Here is a 19,085-nt window from a genome sequence, read left to right as displayed (position 1 = left end):
CGTGCTTACGCCCCAAAATTCTTCTGGATCGCCTTGTCGAGCGTCTCGCCGCCGACGAAGCGTTGGCGCAATTCGCGCTTGAGCAGCTTGCCGCTCGGGTTCTTCGGCAGGCTGTCGACGAAGATGACGCGCTTGGGCACCTTGAAATGCGCCATCTGGCCGGCGCAGTGCTTGATGACGGCGTCCTCCTCCAGCGTCTCGCCGGTCTTGACCACGACGATCGCGGTCACCGCCTCGATCCAGCGCGGATCGGGCAGGCCAACCACGGCAACCTCGGAGACCGCAGGGATGCGGTAGACCATCTCCTCGACCTCGCGACTCGCGACATTCTCGCCACCGGTCTTGATCATGTCCTTGACGCGGTCGACCACAGTGATGTGGCCCTCGGCATCGACGGTGGCGAGATCGCCGGAGTGAAACCAGCCGCCGGTGAAGGCCGCCGCGGTCTTCACGGGGTCATTATAATAGCCGGAGAGAAGATGCGGCGAGCGGTGCACGATCTCCCCGACCTCGGCGACTTTCACGTCTTCCATCGCCGTGTTGACCACGCGCGTCTCGACGTTGAGCACGGGCTTGCCGGCCGAACCGGCCTTGCGCAGCTGGTCCTCGGGCCGCAGCACGGTCGCGAGTGGCGCGATCTCGGTCTGGCCGTAGAAATTCCAGAATTTGACATTGGGCAGGCGGCGCTGAAGTTCGAGCAGCACCTCCACCGGCATGATCGAGGCGCCATAATAGCCCTTCTGAAGCGTCGACAGATCGGTCTTGTCGAAGTTCGGCGAGCGCAGCATCGCGATCCAGATCGTCGGCGGCGCGAAGAAGGACGTGATCTTGTGCGCCTGGATCAGCGCCAGGATATTGTCGGCGGTCGGTTTGCCCGTGATCACGCCGGAGGCACCGAGATAGATCTGCGGCCCCAGGAAGACGTCGAGCTGGGCGCAGTGATAGAGCGGCAGCGCGTGCAGGAACTTGTCGTCCGCGCTCATGCCGCCGTCGATGATGCAGCTCACGTACTGCCACATCACGGCTTCATGGGTCAGCATCGCGCCCTTGGGCAGCGATTCCGTGCCGCTGGTGTAGACGATCTGTGCGAGATCGCGGCTGTCGACGGAGGCCTCCAGGAACGACCCGTCGGGGCTGAGGAGATCGTCGAAATTGGTGAGGCCCGCGGGCGCGGATGCCGGATCCTCGCCCGGCAGCCAGATCATCTTCTCGACCTCGCAATCCCTGGCGCTTGCGGCCTTTGCCGGCTCGACGAAATCGGGGCCGGTCGCAAGCAGCTTCGCGCCGGAGCTTTTCAGGATGAAATTGATCTCATCCGGGTTGAGCATGAAATTGATCGGCACCAGCACCGCACCGATCCGCGCCAGCGCGAAGCGCAACGCCGCAAACGCGTGCGAATTGCGTGAGAGCACGGCAACGCGATCGCCCTTGCTGACGCCGAGACCGAGCAGGCCGCGTCCGAGCCGGTTGCAGATCGCGTCCATCTCGGCAAACGTCCAGCTGACATGGCCGCAGCTCACTGCGAGCTTGTTCGGCTCGCGGACTGCCGAGCGGCGCAAGAGATCGCCGATGGAATGCTCGCGCGCTTTCGAGATGGTAGCCGCGATGTCGCCGGTCATGTGTTCCTCCGTGTAACGTCTTTGTTTGTTGGATTTCTTGGCTGAAATCTTGCGTCTTCATCAGGCGCCTATCTGCGCCGGGCCGCCTGGGCGTGCTCCATGTACATGTGCTCGACCGACCGATCGAGCGAGGCGATTTTCTCGAAACCGCGCCGCCAGTCCTGCAAGTGCCGGCGCGTCCAGAGCACGCCCGCCTCGCGGTCGCGGCGGCGGATTGCGTCGATCAGATGGCGATGCGCGGCGACGAGGCGTGGGCCGCCTTCGGCAACGCCGGTCACGATCATCTCTGTGGTCGGATAGAACAGCTGCGCCGCCGGCTCGCGTGCGAGCTGGAGCACGCGGTTCTGCGAGGCCTTGGCGACCAGCACGTGGAATTCGGCATCGCATTCGGCAAGCGTGGCGGGATCGCCGACCACGGCCTCGCTGCGCACGAGATTGCCGGTGAGCTCGGCGAGGTTCTCTTCGGTCGCGCGCTCCACCGCGCCTTCGATGCTCGCCACCTCCAGCGTCATCGAGGCCTCGTAGAGCTCGCGGAACGTGACCTCGTGCAGCACCAGTGCGCGGCTGAGGCGGCTTGCGAGCTTGGTGTAGCGCGGCAGGCAGGCGTGCAGACGGCGCGAGGAATCGCGGCTGATCAAGCCGCCCTCCTCAAGCACGCGGATGCCTTCGCGAATGGTCGAGCGGTTGACACCGAACTGGCGCACCAGATCATGCTCGGTGCCGATGGGATCGCCGGGCTTGATGCGCCCATTGACGATCTCGCGCTCGATGGCGTCGGCGACTTTCTGATAGGCCGGCGCGACATCGATCGGACGGAAGAGCGGCGAAATCGGCACGGTAACCCCCAATGGCGTTTGTCCGACAAACTATAGGATCGCCCCGAAGACGCGTCAAACTGCGTCATTCATGCCGCAGATGCAGCAAATTGACTCCTTGGGAACCTCGCTCTAACTTTGTCGGACAAAGGGACAGAATAGTCCCGTACAAGAGGAAACGTATCCATGAGACCTATCGCAGCACTCGTGTCTGCGGCCGGCTTGCTGTCGGCTGCCCTGATCGTCCCCGCCTCCGCCCAGCAGACCCCGCTCAAGATCGGCGTGCTCTCCGACTTCTCCTCGGTCTATTCCGACATCGGCGGCCAGGGGAATGTCGAAGCCACCAAGATGGCGATCGAGGATTTTGGCGGCCAGATGTTCGGCAAGCCGATCGAGATGGTCGCAGCCGACGTGCTCAACAAGCCCGACGTCGCCTCCACCATCGCGCGAAAGTGGTGGGAGACCGAGGGCGTCGACATGATCATCGACCTGCCCACTTCCGCCACCGCGCTCGCGGTGATGGAGCTGTCGAAGCAGTACGAGAAGGTGATGATCGTGACCGATGCGGCAAGCTCCGACATCACCGGCAAATCCTGCTCGCCCTACACCGCGCACTGGACCTATGACACCTATTCCAACGCCCACACCGTCGGCAGCGCCATCGTCAAGAACGGCGGCGACAGCTGGTTCTTCCTCACCGCGGACTACGTGTTCGGTCATTCGATCGAGCGCGACACCGGCGATGTGGTGAAGGCAGCCGGCGGCAAGGTGCTCGGCAGCGTCAAGCATCCGCTCAACACGGCCGATTTCTCGTCCTTCCTGCTTCAGGCCCAGGCCTCCAAGGCCAAGATCATCGGGCTCGCCAACGGCGGCGGCGACACCATCAACGCGATCAAGCAGGCCGGCGAGTTCGGCATCGTCGCCGGCGGCCAGAACCTGGCTGCGATCGTGATGTTCATCTCCGACGTGCACAGCCTGGGGCTCAAGCTCGCGCAGGGCCTGATCATCACCGAGGCCTATTACTGGGACCTCAATGACAAGACCCGCGCCTTCGGCAAGCGTTTCCAGGAGCGCATCAAGCGCATGCCGACGATGAACCAGGCCGCGACCTACAGCGCCACGCTGCACTACCTCAAGGCCGTGCAGGCCGCCGGCACCAAGGACACCAAGACCGTGATGGCCAAGATGCGCGAGCTGCCGGTGAAGGATGCCTTCACCGACAACGGCATCCTGCGCGAGGACGGCCGCATGGTGCACAGCATGTTCCTGTTCCAGGTGAAGAAGCCCGAGGAATCCAAGGGCCCGTGGGACTATTACAAGCTGCTCGCCGAAGTGCCGGCCGACCAGGCGTTCCGGCCGCTGAAGGACGGCGGCTGCCCGCTGGTGAAGTAACGCTGACGACCGACCTGCATCGCCTCGCGCGGTGCAGGTCCTCTAGCGGCGCCGCAAATCCGATGGGCTGTGGCCGAACTTCCTGCGGAACGCCGTGCTGAAATAGGACGAGCTGCTGAAGCCCAGCTGATAGGCAACTTCGGTAATCGACAGCGACCGCAGTTCCGGCCGCGTCAGCACGTCGTAGCAGCGCTGCAGCCGGCGATCCAAAATCCATTCGGACACCGAGACATCGGTCAGCCGAAAGAGATAATGCAGATGCCTGAGCGAGACGCCATTGCTCTTCGCAATCTTCTCCAGCGACAGATCCGCATCAGTGAGGTGCGCCTCGATCCAGGCCTTGACCGAGCGCAGGCGGGCCTGCGCAGCGCTCGCATCCTCGGAGAATTCGTCGCGCTCGCCCATGTCGAGCGCGAGCGCCAGCACGTCCATCAGCTCACCGCCCAGTCGCGTTCTCGCGGTCTCGTCCAGCGGCGCGCCTTCCGCGGCGAGCGTCGCACAGAACTCGGCGGCAATCCGGCCAAGGCCGCGGCTCGTGGCCATCGTAGTGACGACCGGCAGCCGCCCCTCGCTGAAGCGCGCCGAGAATTCCGCGCGCGGAATCTCGAGATAGAGCGATCGCACCTTGCCGACGCATTCGAGATCATAGGCTTCGGAGGCCGAGAAGATCGCGCTCACGCCGGGATTCGACAGCAGGGTCTGGCCGGCCTGGAGCACGTTGACCCGGCCCTGCTGGACGAATTCGACATAGTAGCAATCCTTGTCGAGCTTCGCGATATGCCGCTCGCGGCGCGAGATGCGCTGCTCCGACAGCAGGACGTCGGTCATCGTCACCGCGCCGAACCGTGCCTCGCGGATGAAGCCGTGATAGTCGGACCGCTCCTCGGCATTCACGTCGACATGGACGTAGACGTCGCAGATCGCGCCTTGCCACGCGGCGTAGCGTTTGGACGGCTCCAGATCGTCTGTCGAAAACACCAGGTTCATCGTCCGCCCATCCGTTGCGCCGCCATGATGAACGTCGTTTGTGCATCGCACAAGCTGGCCACGCATCGAGATTCTAGAGGGCCGCCGCCTACACGCAAGACCGTTTGCGCGGAGAAGCAAAAGCTTTGCGCTCCGGAGCAAGCCGCGCTCCGGCATGTGGCCTATGAAGAACAAAAAGCAGTCCACAAAATAGGCGGGAAACGTTCGCTTGCGTCAGGTCCAGTCAACTGCTGCACAGCTTGCCGTGCCGCCCGAATGGCGATGCCCGTGAGCAGCGCCTTGTCATCGCAAGTCACAACCCGGTTCACGCAGCCGGTCAAAACCATCGCCGATATCGAGGCGTTGGAGCAGCGGCCTTACGATTCGCTCATCCCTGCCCGCAATCTGCTCGATCTCTTCGAAGCCACGGCGCACCTGCATCCCGATCGGCCCGCACTGACGGTGCTGACCAAAGGCTCGCGCGAGCCGGGCGACGCGACGCTGACGCACCGGCAATTGCTTGCGGAGATCATCCGCGCGGCCAATCTGTTCCGGTCGCACGGGATCGGCGAGAGTGGCGGGACCGCCGCGTTCCTCTGTCCGATCCTGCCGCCACTGTTTCCCGCATTGCTCGGCGCCCAGGTCGCGGGCGTCGCCAGCTCGATCAACTATCTCCTGAACGAAGACGCAATCGCCGACCTGCTCGAGGCGCAGAACGCGACTGTGCTGGTGATCCCGGCCGAAGCGGCCGATCGCGCGATCTGGGCCAAGGCGGCCAACGTCGCGAAACGCGTCCCGTCGCTGAAGACCATTTTTGTGATGGGCGCGAACGGTCCGCTGCCTGGAGGATCTCTAAACTTCAATGAGACGGCCGCGAGCGCGCTCGGCACACTGGACTTCGCACCTTCGACCGATCGCAATGCGATCTGCGCCCTCTTCCACACCGGCGGGACCACCGGACGACCTAAGCTGGTTCGGCTGACACATGGCAACCAGATCCATGCGGCCTGGAGCTTTGCGCAGGTCCACGGACTGGATGAGCTGGACGCCGCCGTGAACGGTTTTCCGCTGTTTCACGTCGGCGGCACCATGACGCTCGGCCTGTCGATTCTCGCTGCCGGCGGTCATGTGATCATTCCCTCGCCGTACAGCCTCAGAAGTCCCGATGCGATTCGCGACTACTGGCACACGGTGGAGCGGTTTCGCGCGACCATCGTGAGCGGAGTGCCGACTTCGATTGCCGCTCTTGCCGAGGTGCCGATCGGGTCCTCCGATGTCAGCACCGTTCGCATGGCGCTCACCGGCGGGGCCGTGGCTCCCAAGGCTGTCAGCGACAGGTTTCAGGCGCGGACCGGGATTACCTTGTTCGAGACCTACGGGATGACAGAAACCGCGGCAGCGATCGCATTCAATCCCGGCCGTGGCACTCCTGTGCAAGGCAGCGTCGGCTTCAGGGCGCCGTTCGCAAAGACCAAAATCGTCGCTCTGGCCGATGCCGAACTGAAGACAGAGTGTCCGCCTCTCACCAGCGGTCTTGTCCTCGTGAGGGGACCGCAGGTGTTTCCCGGATACGTCGATCCCCAGCACGACAAGGGCGTTCTCACCGACGACCACTGGATCGTCACCGGCGACGTCGGCTATCTCACCCCGGATCAACGCCTCGTGCTGACGGGGCGCGAGAAGGACCTCATCGTACGAAGCGGTCACAACATCGACCCTGCCGCAATCGAGGACGTCGCGAACGCCTTCCCCGGTGTCCAGATGAGCTCGGCCGTCGGCATGCCCGACGCCTACGCGGGAGAGGTTCCAGTTCTCTTCGCGGTGCCCTCCCCCGGACAGACAATCGATCTGGCGCAATTGCGCGAGCATCTCGAACACAACGTCAATGAGCCTCCTGCGAGGCCGAAGCGCGTCGTCCTGCTTGAAGCTCTTCCGGTTACCGCCGTCGGGAAGATCTTCAAGCCCACGCTTCGCGATCTCGCCGTCCGGGAAAAGGTCAGGACCGAGATCGATCGCATCTTCGGCCCCGACACCGCGGCGGATATCGTCGTCGGGAAAGACGAGAAGCTCAACACAGTCGTCAGCATCTCGGTCCATTCCGGTGATCTGGATCGAACAAAGATGCTCGTCGAAAGCCTTGCAACGCTTCCACAAACCTATCGCATCGAGAACCGATCGTCCTGACGGTCGCGCAACAGCCGGGTCGAAGAAAGGCAAGACGGGGATGAAGCGCTTTCGTTTCAATCAGCAAGAGATCGTCTTCGCAGTCTTCGCGCTGCTGTTCCTTGTGTTTTCGATCTTCCTGCGCGGCTTTCTGACGCCGGACAACATGCTGACGCTGCTCCAGAACGTGGCAGTGCTCGGCATCCTCGGCCTTGCCATGGCAATCGTCGTGATCGGACGCGGCATCGACATCTCGCTGATCGCGGCCCTTGCGGTGCCGCCGGGACTGGTGCTCCAGATGGTGCAGAACGGTCATTCGCTACCGGCCTCGCTGCTGACCGCCGTCCTGCTCACGATTGCCTTTGGCCTCGTCAACGGCTGGCTGATCGCCTATGCCGAAGTCCCTTCGCTGTTTGCGACGCTGGCAACGGGCCTGTTGCTGGCCGGGCTCGGGCAGACCGCGCTGTTCCAGCTCGACGTCGTGCAATGGAGCCCGGGCATGGACGGCTTCGAGCGGCTCGGACAAGGCACCATTCTCGGCATTCCGACGTCGATCTGGATGTTCGCAATTGCCTGCATCGTGGTCGCGTTCCTGCTGCGCCAGACGCGCTGGGGCGCCTATATCTATGCGATCGGTGACAACCCCTATGCCGCGCGTGTCACCGGCATTCCCTCTCGCCCGATCATCGTCCTGCAATATGTGATCACCGCCCTGATCGGCTGCTTTGCCGGCCTCGTGATGGCGGCATCCGTCAACTCGATGCCGACCCGCATCTTCAACTCGACGCTCATCTATGACGTCATCCTGGTCGTCGTGCTTGGCGGCATCGGGCTATCAGGCGGCCGTGGCGGCGTGCTCAACGTCGTCATCGGCACGCTCGTTATCGGAACGATGCTCAACGGTATGACCATCATGGACATCTCCTACGCCGGGCAGAATCTCATCAAGGGCGTGGTGCTGCTGCTCGCCGTCATCACGGATTCCTTCCTGAATCCGCGCAACGAGGAAACGGCACAACAGGGCGACATCTGAGCGATCCAACAATAACGACAACCACAACCAAGGAGGAAGCAATGAAGCATTTCGGCAACCCGACAAAGGCAATTGTTGCCGCACTGGGTCTTGCGGCAATGACCGCGCCGGCCCTCGCCCAGCAGGGTCTGGATGAGCCGTTCCAGAAGCCGTTCAAGGAGGCGCTGGCCGGCAAGACCGTGGCCTATGTGCCGGTCGCCATGAACTTCGACCTCACGGAGGGCTGGTATGCCGGACTGAAGAAGGAGCTCGAGCCGTTCGGCGTCAAGTTCGTGATCCGCGACGCCAACTGGAATACCAACGCCGGCGCCCAGGCGGTCACCTCGCTGATCTCGGAGAAGCCGGCGGTGATGGTGGTTCATAATCCGGACGTGCAGACCTACGCCAAGCTGCTGCAGCGCGCCGAGAACGAAGGCATCTACGTCATCCAGATCAACATGGGCTCTGCCTATCGCAGCTCGGCCTTCGTCGGCGCCAATTGGGTCGAGATCGGCGAACGCCAAACCGAAGGCGTGGTCAAGGCCTGCGAGGGCAAGTCCAACAAGATCGCGATCATCCAGGGTGCGCTGTCGGCCGCCGCGAGCGCCTATACGCTGAAGGGCGTCGAGAACGTGCTCGCCAAGCATCCTGAAATCAAGGTGGTGTCGAGCCAGGCCGCCGATTGGGACGCCGCCAAGGCCAAGGCGATCACCCAAACGGTGCTGAAGCAGAATCCCGATCTCTGCGGCATCGTCGGCTTCTGGGATGGCATGGACATCGGCACGGCAGCGGCCGTCAAGGAGGCCGGCCTCACCGGCAAGGTGTTCGTGGCAACTTCGGGCGGCGGCGAGCGCAAGGGCGCGTGCGAACTGGTGAAGTCGGGCGCGTTCGATCTCAACATGAGCTACGACGTGCCGACCCAGGCCGCGCAGATGGCCGGCACCATCAAGTGGCTGCTGTCGTCGGGCGTCAAGCCCGGCTCCGTCAAGGGCTCGGAATACACGACGCTGATTCCGATCACCAAGGAGAACGCCGATAGCCAGATGGCCTGCTGGAATCTCAGCGACCTCAAGAAATAATTGTCGCGACGCAAGACCCTGGCGTCCCGGACGATCTCACGTCCGGGACGTAGTCTCGAAACTTGCAAGGTCCCGGAATGCCGATGCGCGACACTCTGACAAGCCTGCGTTACCGCTACTGGCCCGATCATCTCCTCGGTGAAATCCTGTCCAAGCGATGGACCGAGACAGCTATCCCGGTCATCCTCCTCCTGATCGTCGGCCTCGCGCTCAGCCGGTCCATCGACAATTTCCTGTCGCCGGCGAGCCTTGCCGACACCGCGCGCCAGGCTGGAGAGATCGGCTTCATTGCGCTCGGGCTGGCGCTGGTGGTCATCGTCGGCGGCATCGACCTCTCCGTCGGTTCGATCTTCGCGCTGACCGATTTCTGTGCCCTCTATCTTCTCGACGTCCTGGGCTGGCCGGTCCCGGCGGTGGTGGCGGCCACCCTGCTTTCCGGTGCGCTGCTCGGCGCCGTCAACGGCATCCTGATCGGATATTTGCGACTGCGGGCCTTCATCACCACGCTGATCACCCTGATCATCTACCGCTCGGCCTACGATCTCCTGATCCAGCGTTACTCCAACGCGATCGCGTCGGCCTTCCCCGACATTCCGTCCTGGGATTTCATCGGCAGCGGCAGCATCTTCGGCATTCCGACCGTGGCGCTCGTCTATATCGTCATCGCCATCTTCGGCCATATCTTCATGACCCGGCTGCGCCCGGGCTGGCACATCACCGCGATCGGCGGCTCGCGTCGTTCAGCTTACAATTCCGGCATTCCCGTCCGCCGCACCATCGCGCTTTGCTACGTCGCAAGCGGCGTGCTGACCAGCATTGGCGCGCTGTTCTTCGCGTCCCGGCTTGGCACCGTCGGCGGCGACATCGGCGTTGGCCTGGAGGTGATCGTGCTGACCGCGACAGTGCTCGGCGGCATCACGCTCGGCGGCGGCAAGGGCTCGGTCGCCAAATCGGCGGTCGGGGTGCTGATCGTGCTCCTGATCACCAATGGTCTGACCACCATGAACGCGCGCGGTGGCGTCAACCGGATGGCGCTTGCCGGCATCCTGCTCGTTGCTGCCATGGTCGACATCCGCTGGCAGAAGAACCGAACCCGCATCATCAGCAAGGTCTACGTGGCCCCCACCTATCACGCGCTGCCGCCACCGCCGCCGACCGAGATCGGGCAAGGCGGCCCGTTCGAGCAGAACGACAAGCTGCGCAATGTCGAGTCGATCGGCCTCGGCCGCATCGAGGCGCCGGAGGACGTCATCCTCGACCGCCACGACAATCTCTATGCGGGTTCGCGCCACGGCGACATCATGCGCTTCCTCGCGCCCGACTATCAGAAGATGGAGGTGTTCGCCCATATCGGCGGCCAACCACTCGGCATGGCCTTCGACCGCGAGGACAATCTCTACGTCTGCATCGGCGGCATGGGGCTCTATCGCATCAAGCCTGACGGCACGGTGGAAAAGGCGACCGACGAGACCAATCGCAGCATGCGTTCGGTCAATGACGACAGCCGCCTGCGGCTCGCCGACGATCTCGACATCACCGACGACGGCCTGATCTTCTTCTCGGAAGCCACCGTGCGCTACGAGATGGACGAATGGCCGATCGACGGTCTCGAAGCGCGCGGCAACGGCCGCATCATCTCTTATGACACCAAGACCGGCGTGACGCGCACGGAGCTGCGCGGCCTCAAATTCCCCAACGGCATCTGCGTCGCCAGCGACGGCCAGTCGATCCTGTTCGCCGAAACCTTCGGCTGCTCGATCAAGCGCTATTGGTTCGCAGGGTCAAAGAAGGGCAAGGTCGAGGTCGTCATGGACAATCTGCCGGGCTACCCCGATAACATCAACCTCGCCTCCGACGGCAATTACTGGCTGGCGCTGGTCGGCATGCGCAGCCCCTCGCTCGACCTCGCCTGGAAGATGCCCGGCTTCCGCCGCCGCATGGGCAAGCGCGTGCCGGTGGACGAATGGCTGTTCCCCAACATCAACACCGGCTGCGTGGTCAAGTTCAACGAGCAGGGCAAGATCGTCGAATCGTTCTGGGACCTGCGCGGCGAAAACCATCCGATGATCACCTCGATGCGCGAGCATCGCGGCTATCTCTATCTCGGCGGCATCCTCAACAACCGGATCGGCCGCTACAAGCTCGACAATGCCGATCCGAACTTCGTCCAGTACGACAAGCGATGGGGGAAGCAATCGTGATCGCGGCCGTCAGGGAGTTCGCCAACCGCTTTCTCGGGCGCGGCGACGCCACCATCACCGTACCGTCCTTCGACGGCGCATTGAAGCCCAACCAGAAGCTGGAATCCGCCGAAACCTTGCTGACATGCGAGGCGCCGGAGGATCTCGCCACCGACGGAAGCAACCTCTTCATCGCGGCGGGCCAGCGGCTGATGTCTCTGAATGACGGCACGGCATCGGAGGTCCGCAACTTCGAGCGGCCGATCTCGGCATTGTGTGCCCTCCCCGGCGGCGGCCTTGCGGTTGCGCTCGGGGGACGCGAGGTGCGGCTCTACGCAAGCCCCTCGGCCGAGCAGCCAAGCGTGACGTTTGCAGATAGCGCGTTCAATGCCGTCAACGCACTGACGCTCGCGAGCGACAACACGCTGATCGCGACGGACGGCTCGGCGACATGCGGCGTCGATGACTGGGCACGCGATTTGATGGAGCTCAATCGGAGCGGCCGGGTGTTCAGGCTCGATCCCGGCAGCAGGAGCGTGACGCCCCTCGCGCAAGGGCTGGGCCACGCCTTCGGCGCCTGCGCGTATGGCAATGGCGTGCTGGTCAGCGAGAGTTGGCGCCACCGCCTCGTCCTTGTGGCACCGGGCACATCGCCGCGAACCGTCCTTGCTCACTTGCCCGTCTATCCGTCGCGGCTGTCGAAGGCGGCGGGCGGCGGCTACTGGCTCACCGCCTTCACCGCGCGCACCCAGCTGATCGAGTTCGTGCTGCGCGAACCAGCCTACCGTAAGCGAATGATGGCCGAGATCGATCCGGCGTATTGGGTTGCGCCGCGCCTGCGCTCGGGCTTCTCGTTCAAGGAGCCGATGCAGGGTGCACACATCAAGACCATGGGCGTGATCAAGCCGTGGGCGCCGCCGCGCTCCTATGGCCTCGTCATCCGACTCGATGCAGATGGCCAGCCGCTCTATTCGCTGCACAGCCGGGTCGACGGCGCCAATCACGGTATCGTTGCGGCGATCGAGATGGGCGGCGATCTCGTCCTGATCGCCAAGGGACCGGGCCGCGTGCTGCGACTGCCGCTGTCCGGTCTTGCCGAGGAGTTCCGCTCATGAGCGACATCGCACTCTCGCTGCGCAAGGCCACAAAACTTTACGCCGGCGTGCCCGCCATCGACGGGGTCGACTTCGACCTCCGCCGCGGCGAGATCCACGCGCTGGTCGGCGAGAACGGCGCCGGCAAATCGACACTGACCAAGGTGATGGCCGGCGTGGTGACGCTGACGTCAGGGACCATGACGGTCGACGGCGCCGACGTCGCACCACGGACACCGCTGGAGGCGCGCAATCTCGGCATCGCCATGGTGTTCCAGGAAAACAGCCTGGTACCGACCATGACGGTCGCGCAGAATCTGTTTCTCGGGCAGGAGAAATTCTATAACCGCCTGCGCGGCATCTACATCGCTGCGCAGCAGTTCCTGCAATCGCTCAATTTCGACGTCACGCCGACCGCCACCGTCGGCGGCCTCGGCGCCGCCAAGAAGCAGATGGTGGAGATCGCGCGCGCGGTTTTGCACCGCGCCAAAGTCATCATCTTCGACGAGCCGACGGCGTCGCTGACGCCGGAAGAGAAGAAATACTTCTTTGACCTCGTCCGCGATCTCAAGAAGCGCGGGGTCTCGATCGTCTTCATCTCGCACGCCCTGGAAGAAGCCTTGTTGCTCGCCGACCGCATCACGGTTCTGCGCGACGGCAAGCACGTCGTCACCGACGATGCCACCAACTTCGACCGCGCGGCGATCGTGCAGGCCATGGTCGGGCGCGACCTCTCCAACACGCTCTACGGTGCGCGAAAGAGCAGCGTGCGGCCGCCCGGCGCGCGCGTGCTCACCGTGCAGAACCTGAAGATGGCACCGATGGTGAAGAACAATTCGCTGTCGGTGTTCGCGGGACAGATCACCGGCGTGTTCGGCCTCGTCGGGGCCGGCCGCACCGAAACGTTCAAGATCGTCTCCGGCGTGCTGAAGCGCGACTTCTTCCATGGCGGCGAGATCCTGCTGCACGACAAGCCGGTGCGCTACCGGGTGCCGGCGCCGGCGGTGCAGGCCGGCATCGCCTATGTGACTGAAGACCGCAAGGTCGAAGGCTTCTTCGAGACGTCCTCGATCGCACGCAACATCTATCTCGGCCTTCTGTCGAAATTTCCCAAGGGCCGCATGATGCTGTCGCGGCGAGAGAACGAGGCGATCGGCAGGACCTGGATCGAACGGCTCAAGGTTCGCGCGATCGGCAACGACGGCAAGGTGGTCGAGCTTTCCGGCGGCAATCAGCAGAAGGTCGTGATCGCCAAATCGCTGGTTCAGGAGCCCGATCTGATCATCTTCGACGAACCCACGCGCGGCGTCGACGTCGGCGCCATCGTCGAGATCCACGAGTTGATCAACCAGCTCGCCGACGAGGGCAAGGCGGTCGTGGTCATCTCATCCTACCTGCCCGAGATCATGGCGCTCTCCGACCGCATCCTGGTCTCGCGCCAGGGCAAGGTCGTGGAGGAATTCTCCGCATTGGAGGCGACGGAGGAGAGGATCATGTACGCCGCGATTCACTGAGCATGACGGTCTACGGCTTGTGCGCTTTCTGGCGCAGCGCCTCGATGAGGCGTAGCTTTAGTTCATCTGCGGCCTTCTGGTTGACGTCCTGGCCGATCTGCGCGCTCGCCTGCGCCAGCGCATCGGACTTTTCCATAAACTTCCGGCCAGCAGGCTGGGCATAGAACGCTTCGATCTGGCGCAGCTCGTCGACGGTGAAGTTTTGGGCATAGAGCGCGGCGATCTGGTCGATCATCGAGGCAAAGAACGGCGCGTAGATGTCGGAGCCCGGCGCCGTCATTGCGTCATAATCGCGCTCGATCTCAGGCCGGTCCTGTGCGACCACGGGTCTCAGCTTGAGCAGGAGCTGCGGGAGCGCCGCGCGATACTGATCTGCGATCTTCAGCGTGGCGACGAGTTTTCGTGCAGCATCCATCGCCTCGGGCGACGGCCCTTGCGCCGACGCGTTGCAGACGAGGAGCAGGAGGGCGCCGGCAATCGTCAACAAAAATCTCGACATGCATCTCTCCCGAAAAATCGTCCCGGCGACGCGATGTGCTCTCAGCGGCGAGCCGGAGCCGCGCCGATGATCGTTACCGGCGCGCCTTCGGCGGCGGCCTCCCGCTCGTCGTCGACATCCGTCACCTTGACGAAGAGGCTCGGCACCCGCTCGGCGCGGTCGAGCAGCCACGCCGCCCCGAACATGATGACGAAGCCGGCGAACGAGACGGCGAGTTGCTCCCAGACGCCCCTGGTGAATTGCATCAGGATCCAATGCGCCGAGAACGACAGGAACACGCTGAGGCAAAAGATCGGCAGCGAATGCTGGCCGCAGAGGATGACCGGGTGCACCCATTTCGAATGCAACGCCTTCCAGTGGCGCGGGATAAAATAGATCACCCAGACCGCCAGCGCCAGAAAGTGCGTGAAGCGCAGCATGTCGAGGTCGGTCTTGTCGATCGGGTAGATCGCCTTGATCATCCATTTCGGGATCAGCGCCTCGAGCGCAGGGATGTGCCAGGTCATCACGATCAGGAGCGCGAAGGCGAGCCAGGCCGCCGCCAGCGTCATCGCCGCCTTCGACCACACCCATGTTGCGATCTTGTCGATCTGGCCGACGCCACACCAGGCGGCGAACACGAACATCAGCTGCCAGCAGAACGGGTTGAAGTACCAGGTCGTGCCCGGCGGATAGGAGGCGATGTTCCAGTCGAACCGGCGCGCCAACACATACAACACCACGGAGGCAGCCAGCGTCAGGTTCGGCCGGCGCACCAGGCCCCACACGATGAAGGGCGCGGCGAGCACCAGCGTGATGTAGAGCGGCAGCACGTCGAGATTGACCGGCTTGTAGCGCAGCGAGAGCGCCTGACCTATCAGGATGTCCGGATGGTCGAGAAAATTGTGAACGTTGAACTCGTCTGCATACATCGGGTTGTCGAACCTCCTGACCGTGCGCGCGATCTGCGCCGTGAACAACAGGAACAGCATGATGTGGGCAACGTACATCTCGCCCGCGCGCCGCCACAGCCGCTTCAGCGCGGCGAGAAACCAGCCGCCGGCGACGATCGGCCCGTAGATCCAGCCGACCAGATAGCCGGAGATGAAGACGAAGAACTCGGCGGCGTCACTGAAGCCGTAGTTGCGCAAGGTCAGCCAGGCCACGACGTCGTGCGGGATGTGATCGAGGAAGATCATCCACAACCCGACGCCGCGGAAGAGATCGAGCCGCAAATCGCGCTCGACCGGCGCCAACAAAGCTGACTGGTCCCGTGTGCTCATGGCCCCGCCTCGTCCGGTGGGCGTCGCGCCGTCGCGGCGCCGAAAGATCGGATGCTAAAAAATGTAAATCAAAAGTCACCTGGCCCTGCGGCTAGTGCCGACGGTAGCCGACCTTGGCGTCCGTGCAAGGGGCTTCGTCATCGGGGCGCACAGACCGCGTCCGGCAAGTCATGAGACCTTGAACGGCGCCGGCTGGAGGTGGTGGTCCTCCCTGTAAAATGTCGAAAACAACCCCATGCACAGTAGAGACGGTCTCTTAAGTCCTTGCTTTGCCTGCGAAACTCAAACGGCCCGTCGGGCAAAAAATCAGCCCGGCGGTACGATCGCACGCCAGGGAGGGAGCAGGGTCAGGTCAGCTCGCCGCCCCGGGCAAGCATCTCGGTCAGCATCGCCTCGGCCTTGTGCTGGAGCGGCAGCGCGCCGCTCTCGGAGGCGATCGCGATGGCCGCGCGCAAGGCGACGATGATCGCGGCCTTGTTCGCCGCATCCGTCGGCGGCGTCACCACGGCCTCGCCGAGCAGGGCCTCGGCCTCGAGGCCGGAAAACCCCTGCTGGCGAGCGGTGTTGCGCGCCTCGCGCAGCATGTTCTGCGCGGCCTGGACGTCGCCGAGGCGGAAGGTTGCGAGCGCAAGATAGATCGAGCTGCGCAGCACCGCCGAGGTATAGCCGACCGCCTTCGCCTCCTCGCGCGCCTCGGCCAGCATGCCGCGCGCCCGGTCGAACAGCCCCTGCTCCAGATAGGCGATGCCGAGATGACAGGCGAGCACCGGCACGAACAGCCGGATGCCGTGCTTCTGCGCCAGCACGAACCCGTCTTCGAGAATGGCAGCGGCCGCGGCCGGCTCGTTGCGGCCGAGCATCAGCCAGCCGCCGCTATAGGCGGCGGCGACGCGGTCGTAGGGACGGCCCGTCTCCTCCGCGATCGCGGCGGCTTGTTGCTGGAGCTGGCCGGCGGTGTCGAGTTCGCCCATGACGGTGTGCGTGAAGCTCTTCATCATGCAGCAGAGGAGGAGCGTGTATTTTGGGGGAGTTCCGAAGGGCGCGCTTGCGTCCGGCCCCATGAGATTAGCGCGGCCTTGCGCCAACGTCTGCTCCGCTTCGCGATATCGACCGGCGAGAAAATAGGCCTGTCCCAGATTGTATTGTGCAAGGTTGCGCCAACCCGGGTTGCCTGACTTCTCGGCGAGGCCAACGACCTCCTGGCCGAGCGCAACCGCTTCAGTTGGCGTTCCGTAGAAATTCTGTCCACCCGCCATGACGGTCATGGCGGCGACCTTTCTTCCGATGTCGTCAATTCCACTAGCCCGGCGTTCGGCCTCCTTTCCGAGATCGATCCACTCGGCAACCTGACCGGACCAGATGAATGCCATTCGCGCCTCCATCCGGAGGTCAATTGCATCTGCCTCCCGCGAGAGAGTCATCGGCATCTTGTCGAGCGAACTCATCGCGATCCCGAAATAGTCGACCGCATCGGCATACGCCGAGCGCACAAGACATTTCTGCGCGGCACCTCTCCCGTACCCGAACGCTTTCAGCCAATCCTTCGCGCGCATTGCGTGGTAGCAAAGCGTGTCAGGACCGTCGCTCCATGTCTCGTCGCTTTCGAAGGCCGCAAGTATTCGCCCATGTATATTTTCGCGCACCTTTTCGACCATCGACTCGTAGGTCACTTGGCGGACCATCTCGTGCTGGAACTCGATCGAGTCCTCAAGTTCACTATCGATCCTGACGAGGATCTCGGCTCGGTCGAGCGCTCCGAGGCAATCCTGGAGAATGTCTTCGGGCAGCGCGGCGACGTTCCGCAGCATCATCACGCTTGAGCGCGGCCCCAGCGCCGCCGCTATTTGGAGAACCGAGCGCTCCTGCCTCGAGACACGATCGAGCCGCGCCGCAATCACCCCCTGAATGCTGGTAGGGATGCCGAGCTCGTCAATAGGTCGAACGAGCGCAAGGTCACCCCACTGACCGCGAAGCGTGCCACTATCTTTCAGTCCACGGCAGACTTCCTCGAGAAATAGAGGAACGTTGGCAGTATGAGAAATGATCCGGTTCTTCAAATCGGTGTTCATCGCCGACGGTCCGAGCATATCGGCCAACATGGCCAATCCCGAATCGTCATCCAGAGGGCGCATTGCAATCACTTCCGCATGGCAGCGTGCGATCCACTCGGGCATGCCGTTCGGCCTGCTCGTGAGAAAAACTATCAGGTTGGGACTCTGTAACGACGCAATTGCAGCAACAACCGCATCGCTGGCTCGGTCGATCCAGTGCAGGTCCTCGATGAGAAGAACCGTACGCTGTTGAAAGGCCAGGCTTTGCACGATGGCGCAACTTGCATCGGAAATGGCACGCGCGCGCGCGTAAGGCTCCAGCTCACTCCAGCGATGATCCGCGACCGGAATATCCAATATGGAATCGATCGCGAGCTGATGGATTGCCGGCAACTCCTTTCGGATGTCGACCAGACTATCCGAATCTCTGGCGGCAACTTCGATGATCGAAAGTATGGTGCGCTTGAGCGCGCTGAACGGCACGCCCTGAAGGTTCGGACTACACTCGGCGTCAATCAGCCGCCAGCCATCGGCCTTGAGCTCCTGGGCGAACTCATGCGCGAGCCGCGATTTTCCGATGCCTGCATCGCCGATCAGCAGGACCGTCTGCCGGCTTGCACTGGACCTCTCAGCGGCACGTCCCAACAGGGCCCGCTCAGTCGTGCGATCGACAAACCGCGAAACGCTCCGCGCTCGTCGCACCCGCCAGCTTGAAAGGTCGCTCGCTCCGACGACACGGTAGACCGGCAGCGGCTCGTTGAAACCGCGCAGCACCTTGCGGCCCAAGGCTTCGAATCGGACATGTCCATCCGCGAGTTTCTGGCAGGCTTCCGACACGTAGATCTGATTGGCTTCGGCCGCGGCCTCCAGCCTCGCGGCAAGATGCTGAGCGGCTCCTCCGATCTCGTAGACCTTGGAAAACTCGCTGGCGACCATATAGGCGACGACGTGCCCCGAATGGAGGCCGACCCGAACCTGAAGTCCGGGATCGCCAAGACTGCCGACCCGCCGGACAAGCTCGATGGCCGCATGGCAGGCCAGCGGAGCATGGTTGTCGTCGGCGATCGGGGCACCAAAGACAGCGGCCAAGCCGTCCCCCAACTCCTTGCTGACGATGCCGCCAAACTGGCGTACCGCGCCCCTCATGGCCGCCAGCGCTGGCTCCAGGCGTGAGACGGCCTCCTCCGGCTCCAATTCGGCAACAAGCCCCGTGGAGTCGATGACGTCGGCTCGGAGAATTGTCACAAACCGCCGCTCGCTGTCGGGATCAGCACGCCGACGTACCGCCGCCCCACACTTGGAGCACCAGCTATCGTCCGAATCAATCGCCGACTGGCACGCGAAGCAATGCATTCCTGCGCCTTCAAGGATCGCGGCGTCGCTGTCGTCCAGCGCCCGCGAGCAACTCGTGGTAAGAATACCTATCAAGAACCGCTTAG

General features: G+C 63.4%; 13 protein-coding genes. 7 read left to right on the top strand and 6 right to left on the bottom strand.

What is annotated here, in order from left to right; translation table 11 throughout:
• Window positions 1–5 precede the first annotated feature (5 nt).
• Window positions 6–1,619 carry an acyl-CoA synthetase gene (locus tag AC0L3X_RS25950; protein WP_063980910.1) on the bottom strand — a complete coding sequence of 538 codons (1,614 nt, stop codon included), beginning with the start codon at window positions 1,617–1,619 and terminating at the stop codon, window positions 6–8.
• A gap of 68 nt (window positions 1,620–1,687) precedes the next feature.
• Entirely contained in the window at window positions 1,688–2,455 is a 768-nt protein-coding gene (locus AC0L3X_RS25945; RefSeq protein ID WP_283017990.1) for a FadR/GntR family transcriptional regulator, read from the bottom strand.
• Window positions 2,456–2,620: 165 nt separating this feature from the next.
• On the opposite strand from AC0L3X_RS25945, the gene AC0L3X_RS25940 reads away from it, so the two are divergent.
• Window positions 2,621–3,826 carry an ABC transporter substrate-binding protein gene (locus tag AC0L3X_RS25940; RefSeq protein ID WP_085403529.1) on the top strand — a complete coding sequence of 402 codons (1,206 nt, stop codon included), beginning with the start codon at window positions 2,621–2,623 and terminating at the stop codon, window positions 3,824–3,826.
• Window positions 3,827–3,868: 42 nt separating this feature from the next.
• Here AC0L3X_RS25940 and AC0L3X_RS25935 read toward each other — a convergent pair whose 3' ends face one another.
• Entirely contained in the window at window positions 3,869–4,813 is a 945-nt protein-coding gene (locus AC0L3X_RS25935; RefSeq protein ID WP_063980908.1) for a helix-turn-helix domain-containing protein, read from the bottom strand.
• Between the two features lie 261 nt (window positions 4,814–5,074).
• Between AC0L3X_RS25935 and AC0L3X_RS25930 the strand changes: the two genes are divergently transcribed.
• The 6 genes from AC0L3X_RS25930 to AC0L3X_RS25905 all read left to right on the top strand — a co-directional run bounded on the left by AC0L3X_RS25930 (window position 5,075) and on the right by AC0L3X_RS25905 (window position 13,834).
• On the top strand, window positions 5,075–6,976 hold the full coding sequence (locus AC0L3X_RS25930) for an AMP-binding protein (protein ID WP_063986072.1): 1,902 nt from the start codon (window positions 5,075–5,077) through the stop codon (window positions 6,974–6,976).
• A 40-nt stretch (window positions 6,977–7,016) separates the two neighbouring features.
• The gene (locus AC0L3X_RS25925; RefSeq protein WP_014498319.1) at window positions 7,017–7,988 is read left to right on the top strand and encodes an ABC transporter permease; all 972 of its coding nucleotides are present in this window, start codon (window positions 7,017–7,019) and stop codon (window positions 7,986–7,988) included.
• Window positions 7,989–8,029: 41 nt separating this feature from the next.
• Window positions 8,030–9,046, top strand: coding sequence for a sugar ABC transporter substrate-binding protein (locus tag AC0L3X_RS25920; protein ID WP_063980907.1), 1,017 nt, complete (start codon window positions 8,030–8,032; stop codon window positions 9,044–9,046).
• Window positions 9,047–9,123: 77 nt separating this feature from the next.
• A complete protein-coding gene (locus AC0L3X_RS25915; RefSeq protein WP_063980906.1) occupies window positions 9,124–11,247 on the top strand; it encodes an ABC transporter permease subunit in 2,124 nt (707 codons plus the stop codon).
• Entirely contained in the window at window positions 11,244–12,341 is a 1,098-nt protein-coding gene (locus AC0L3X_RS25910; protein ID WP_063986071.1) for a hypothetical protein, read from the top strand. The genes AC0L3X_RS25915 and AC0L3X_RS25910 overlap by 4 nt, the downstream gene beginning before the upstream one ends.
• On the top strand, window positions 12,338–13,834 hold the full coding sequence (locus AC0L3X_RS25905; RefSeq protein WP_283017989.1) for a sugar ABC transporter ATP-binding protein: 1,497 nt from the start codon (window positions 12,338–12,340) through the stop codon (window positions 13,832–13,834). Before AC0L3X_RS25910 ends, AC0L3X_RS25905 begins: the two co-directional genes overlap by 4 nt.
• A 10-nt stretch (window positions 13,835–13,844) precedes the next feature.
• On the opposite strand, the gene AC0L3X_RS25900 is transcribed toward AC0L3X_RS25905, so the two are convergent.
• The 3 genes from AC0L3X_RS25900 to AC0L3X_RS25890 all read right to left on the bottom strand — a co-directional run bounded on the left by AC0L3X_RS25900 (window position 13,845) and on the right by AC0L3X_RS25890 (window position 18,999).
• Window positions 13,845–14,333, bottom strand: coding sequence for a DUF2059 domain-containing protein (locus tag AC0L3X_RS25900; protein WP_283017988.1), 489 nt, complete (start codon window positions 14,331–14,333; stop codon window positions 13,845–13,847).
• Window positions 14,334–14,374: 41 nt separating this feature from the next.
• Window positions 14,375–15,595: an OpgC domain-containing protein gene (locus AC0L3X_RS25895; protein WP_063980903.1), complete on the bottom strand. Its 1,221-nt coding sequence runs from the start codon at window positions 15,593–15,595 to the stop codon at window positions 14,375–14,377.
• Between the two features lie 347 nt (window positions 15,596–15,942).
• Window positions 15,943–18,999: an ATP-binding protein gene (locus AC0L3X_RS25890; protein WP_283017987.1), complete on the bottom strand. Its 3,057-nt coding sequence runs from the start codon at window positions 18,997–18,999 to the stop codon at window positions 15,943–15,945.
• Window positions 19,000–19,085: the final 86 nt, after the last annotated feature.

It is taken from the genome of Bradyrhizobium sp. MI1.7 (assembly GCF_055811795.1).
The sequence above is the reverse complement of the archived record's forward strand: the minus strand, read 5'-3'. Positions and strand labels throughout refer to the sequence as shown.

Bases quoted from the DNA above. Each gene is read 5' to 3' on its own strand.
- AC0L3X_RS25950 (WP_063980910.1), bottom strand. From the start codon at position 1,619: ATGACCGGCGACATCGCGGCTACCATCTCGAAAGCGCGCGAGCATTCC.
- AC0L3X_RS25940 (WP_085403529.1), top strand. From the start codon at position 2,621: ATGAGACCTATCGCAGCACTCGTGTCTGCGGCCGGCTTGCTGTCGGCT.
- AC0L3X_RS25935 (WP_063980908.1), bottom strand. From the start codon at position 4,813: ATGAACCTGGTGTTTTCGACAGACGATCTGGAGCCGTCCAAACGCTAC.
- AC0L3X_RS25930 (WP_063986072.1), top strand. From the start codon at position 5,075: ATGCCCGTGAGCAGCGCCTTGTCATCGCAAGTCACAACCCGGTTCACG.
- AC0L3X_RS25925 (WP_014498319.1), top strand. From the start codon at position 7,017: ATGAAGCGCTTTCGTTTCAATCAGCAAGAGATCGTCTTCGCAGTCTTC.
- AC0L3X_RS25920 (WP_063980907.1), top strand. From the start codon at position 8,030: ATGAAGCATTTCGGCAACCCGACAAAGGCAATTGTTGCCGCACTGGGT.
- AC0L3X_RS25915 (WP_063980906.1), top strand. From the start codon at position 9,124: ATGCCGATGCGCGACACTCTGACAAGCCTGCGTTACCGCTACTGGCCC.
- AC0L3X_RS25905 (WP_283017989.1), top strand. From the start codon at position 12,338: ATGAGCGACATCGCACTCTCGCTGCGCAAGGCCACAAAACTTTACGCC.
- AC0L3X_RS25900 (WP_283017988.1), bottom strand. From the start codon at position 14,333: ATGTCGAGATTTTTGTTGACGATTGCCGGCGCCCTCCTGCTCCTCGTC.
- AC0L3X_RS25895 (WP_063980903.1), bottom strand. From the start codon at position 15,595: ATGAGCACACGGGACCAGTCAGCTTTGTTGGCGCCGGTCGAGCGCGAT.
- AC0L3X_RS25890 (WP_283017987.1), bottom strand. From the start codon at position 18,999: ATGCATTGCTTCGCGTGCCAGTCGGCGATTGATTCGGACGATAGCTGG.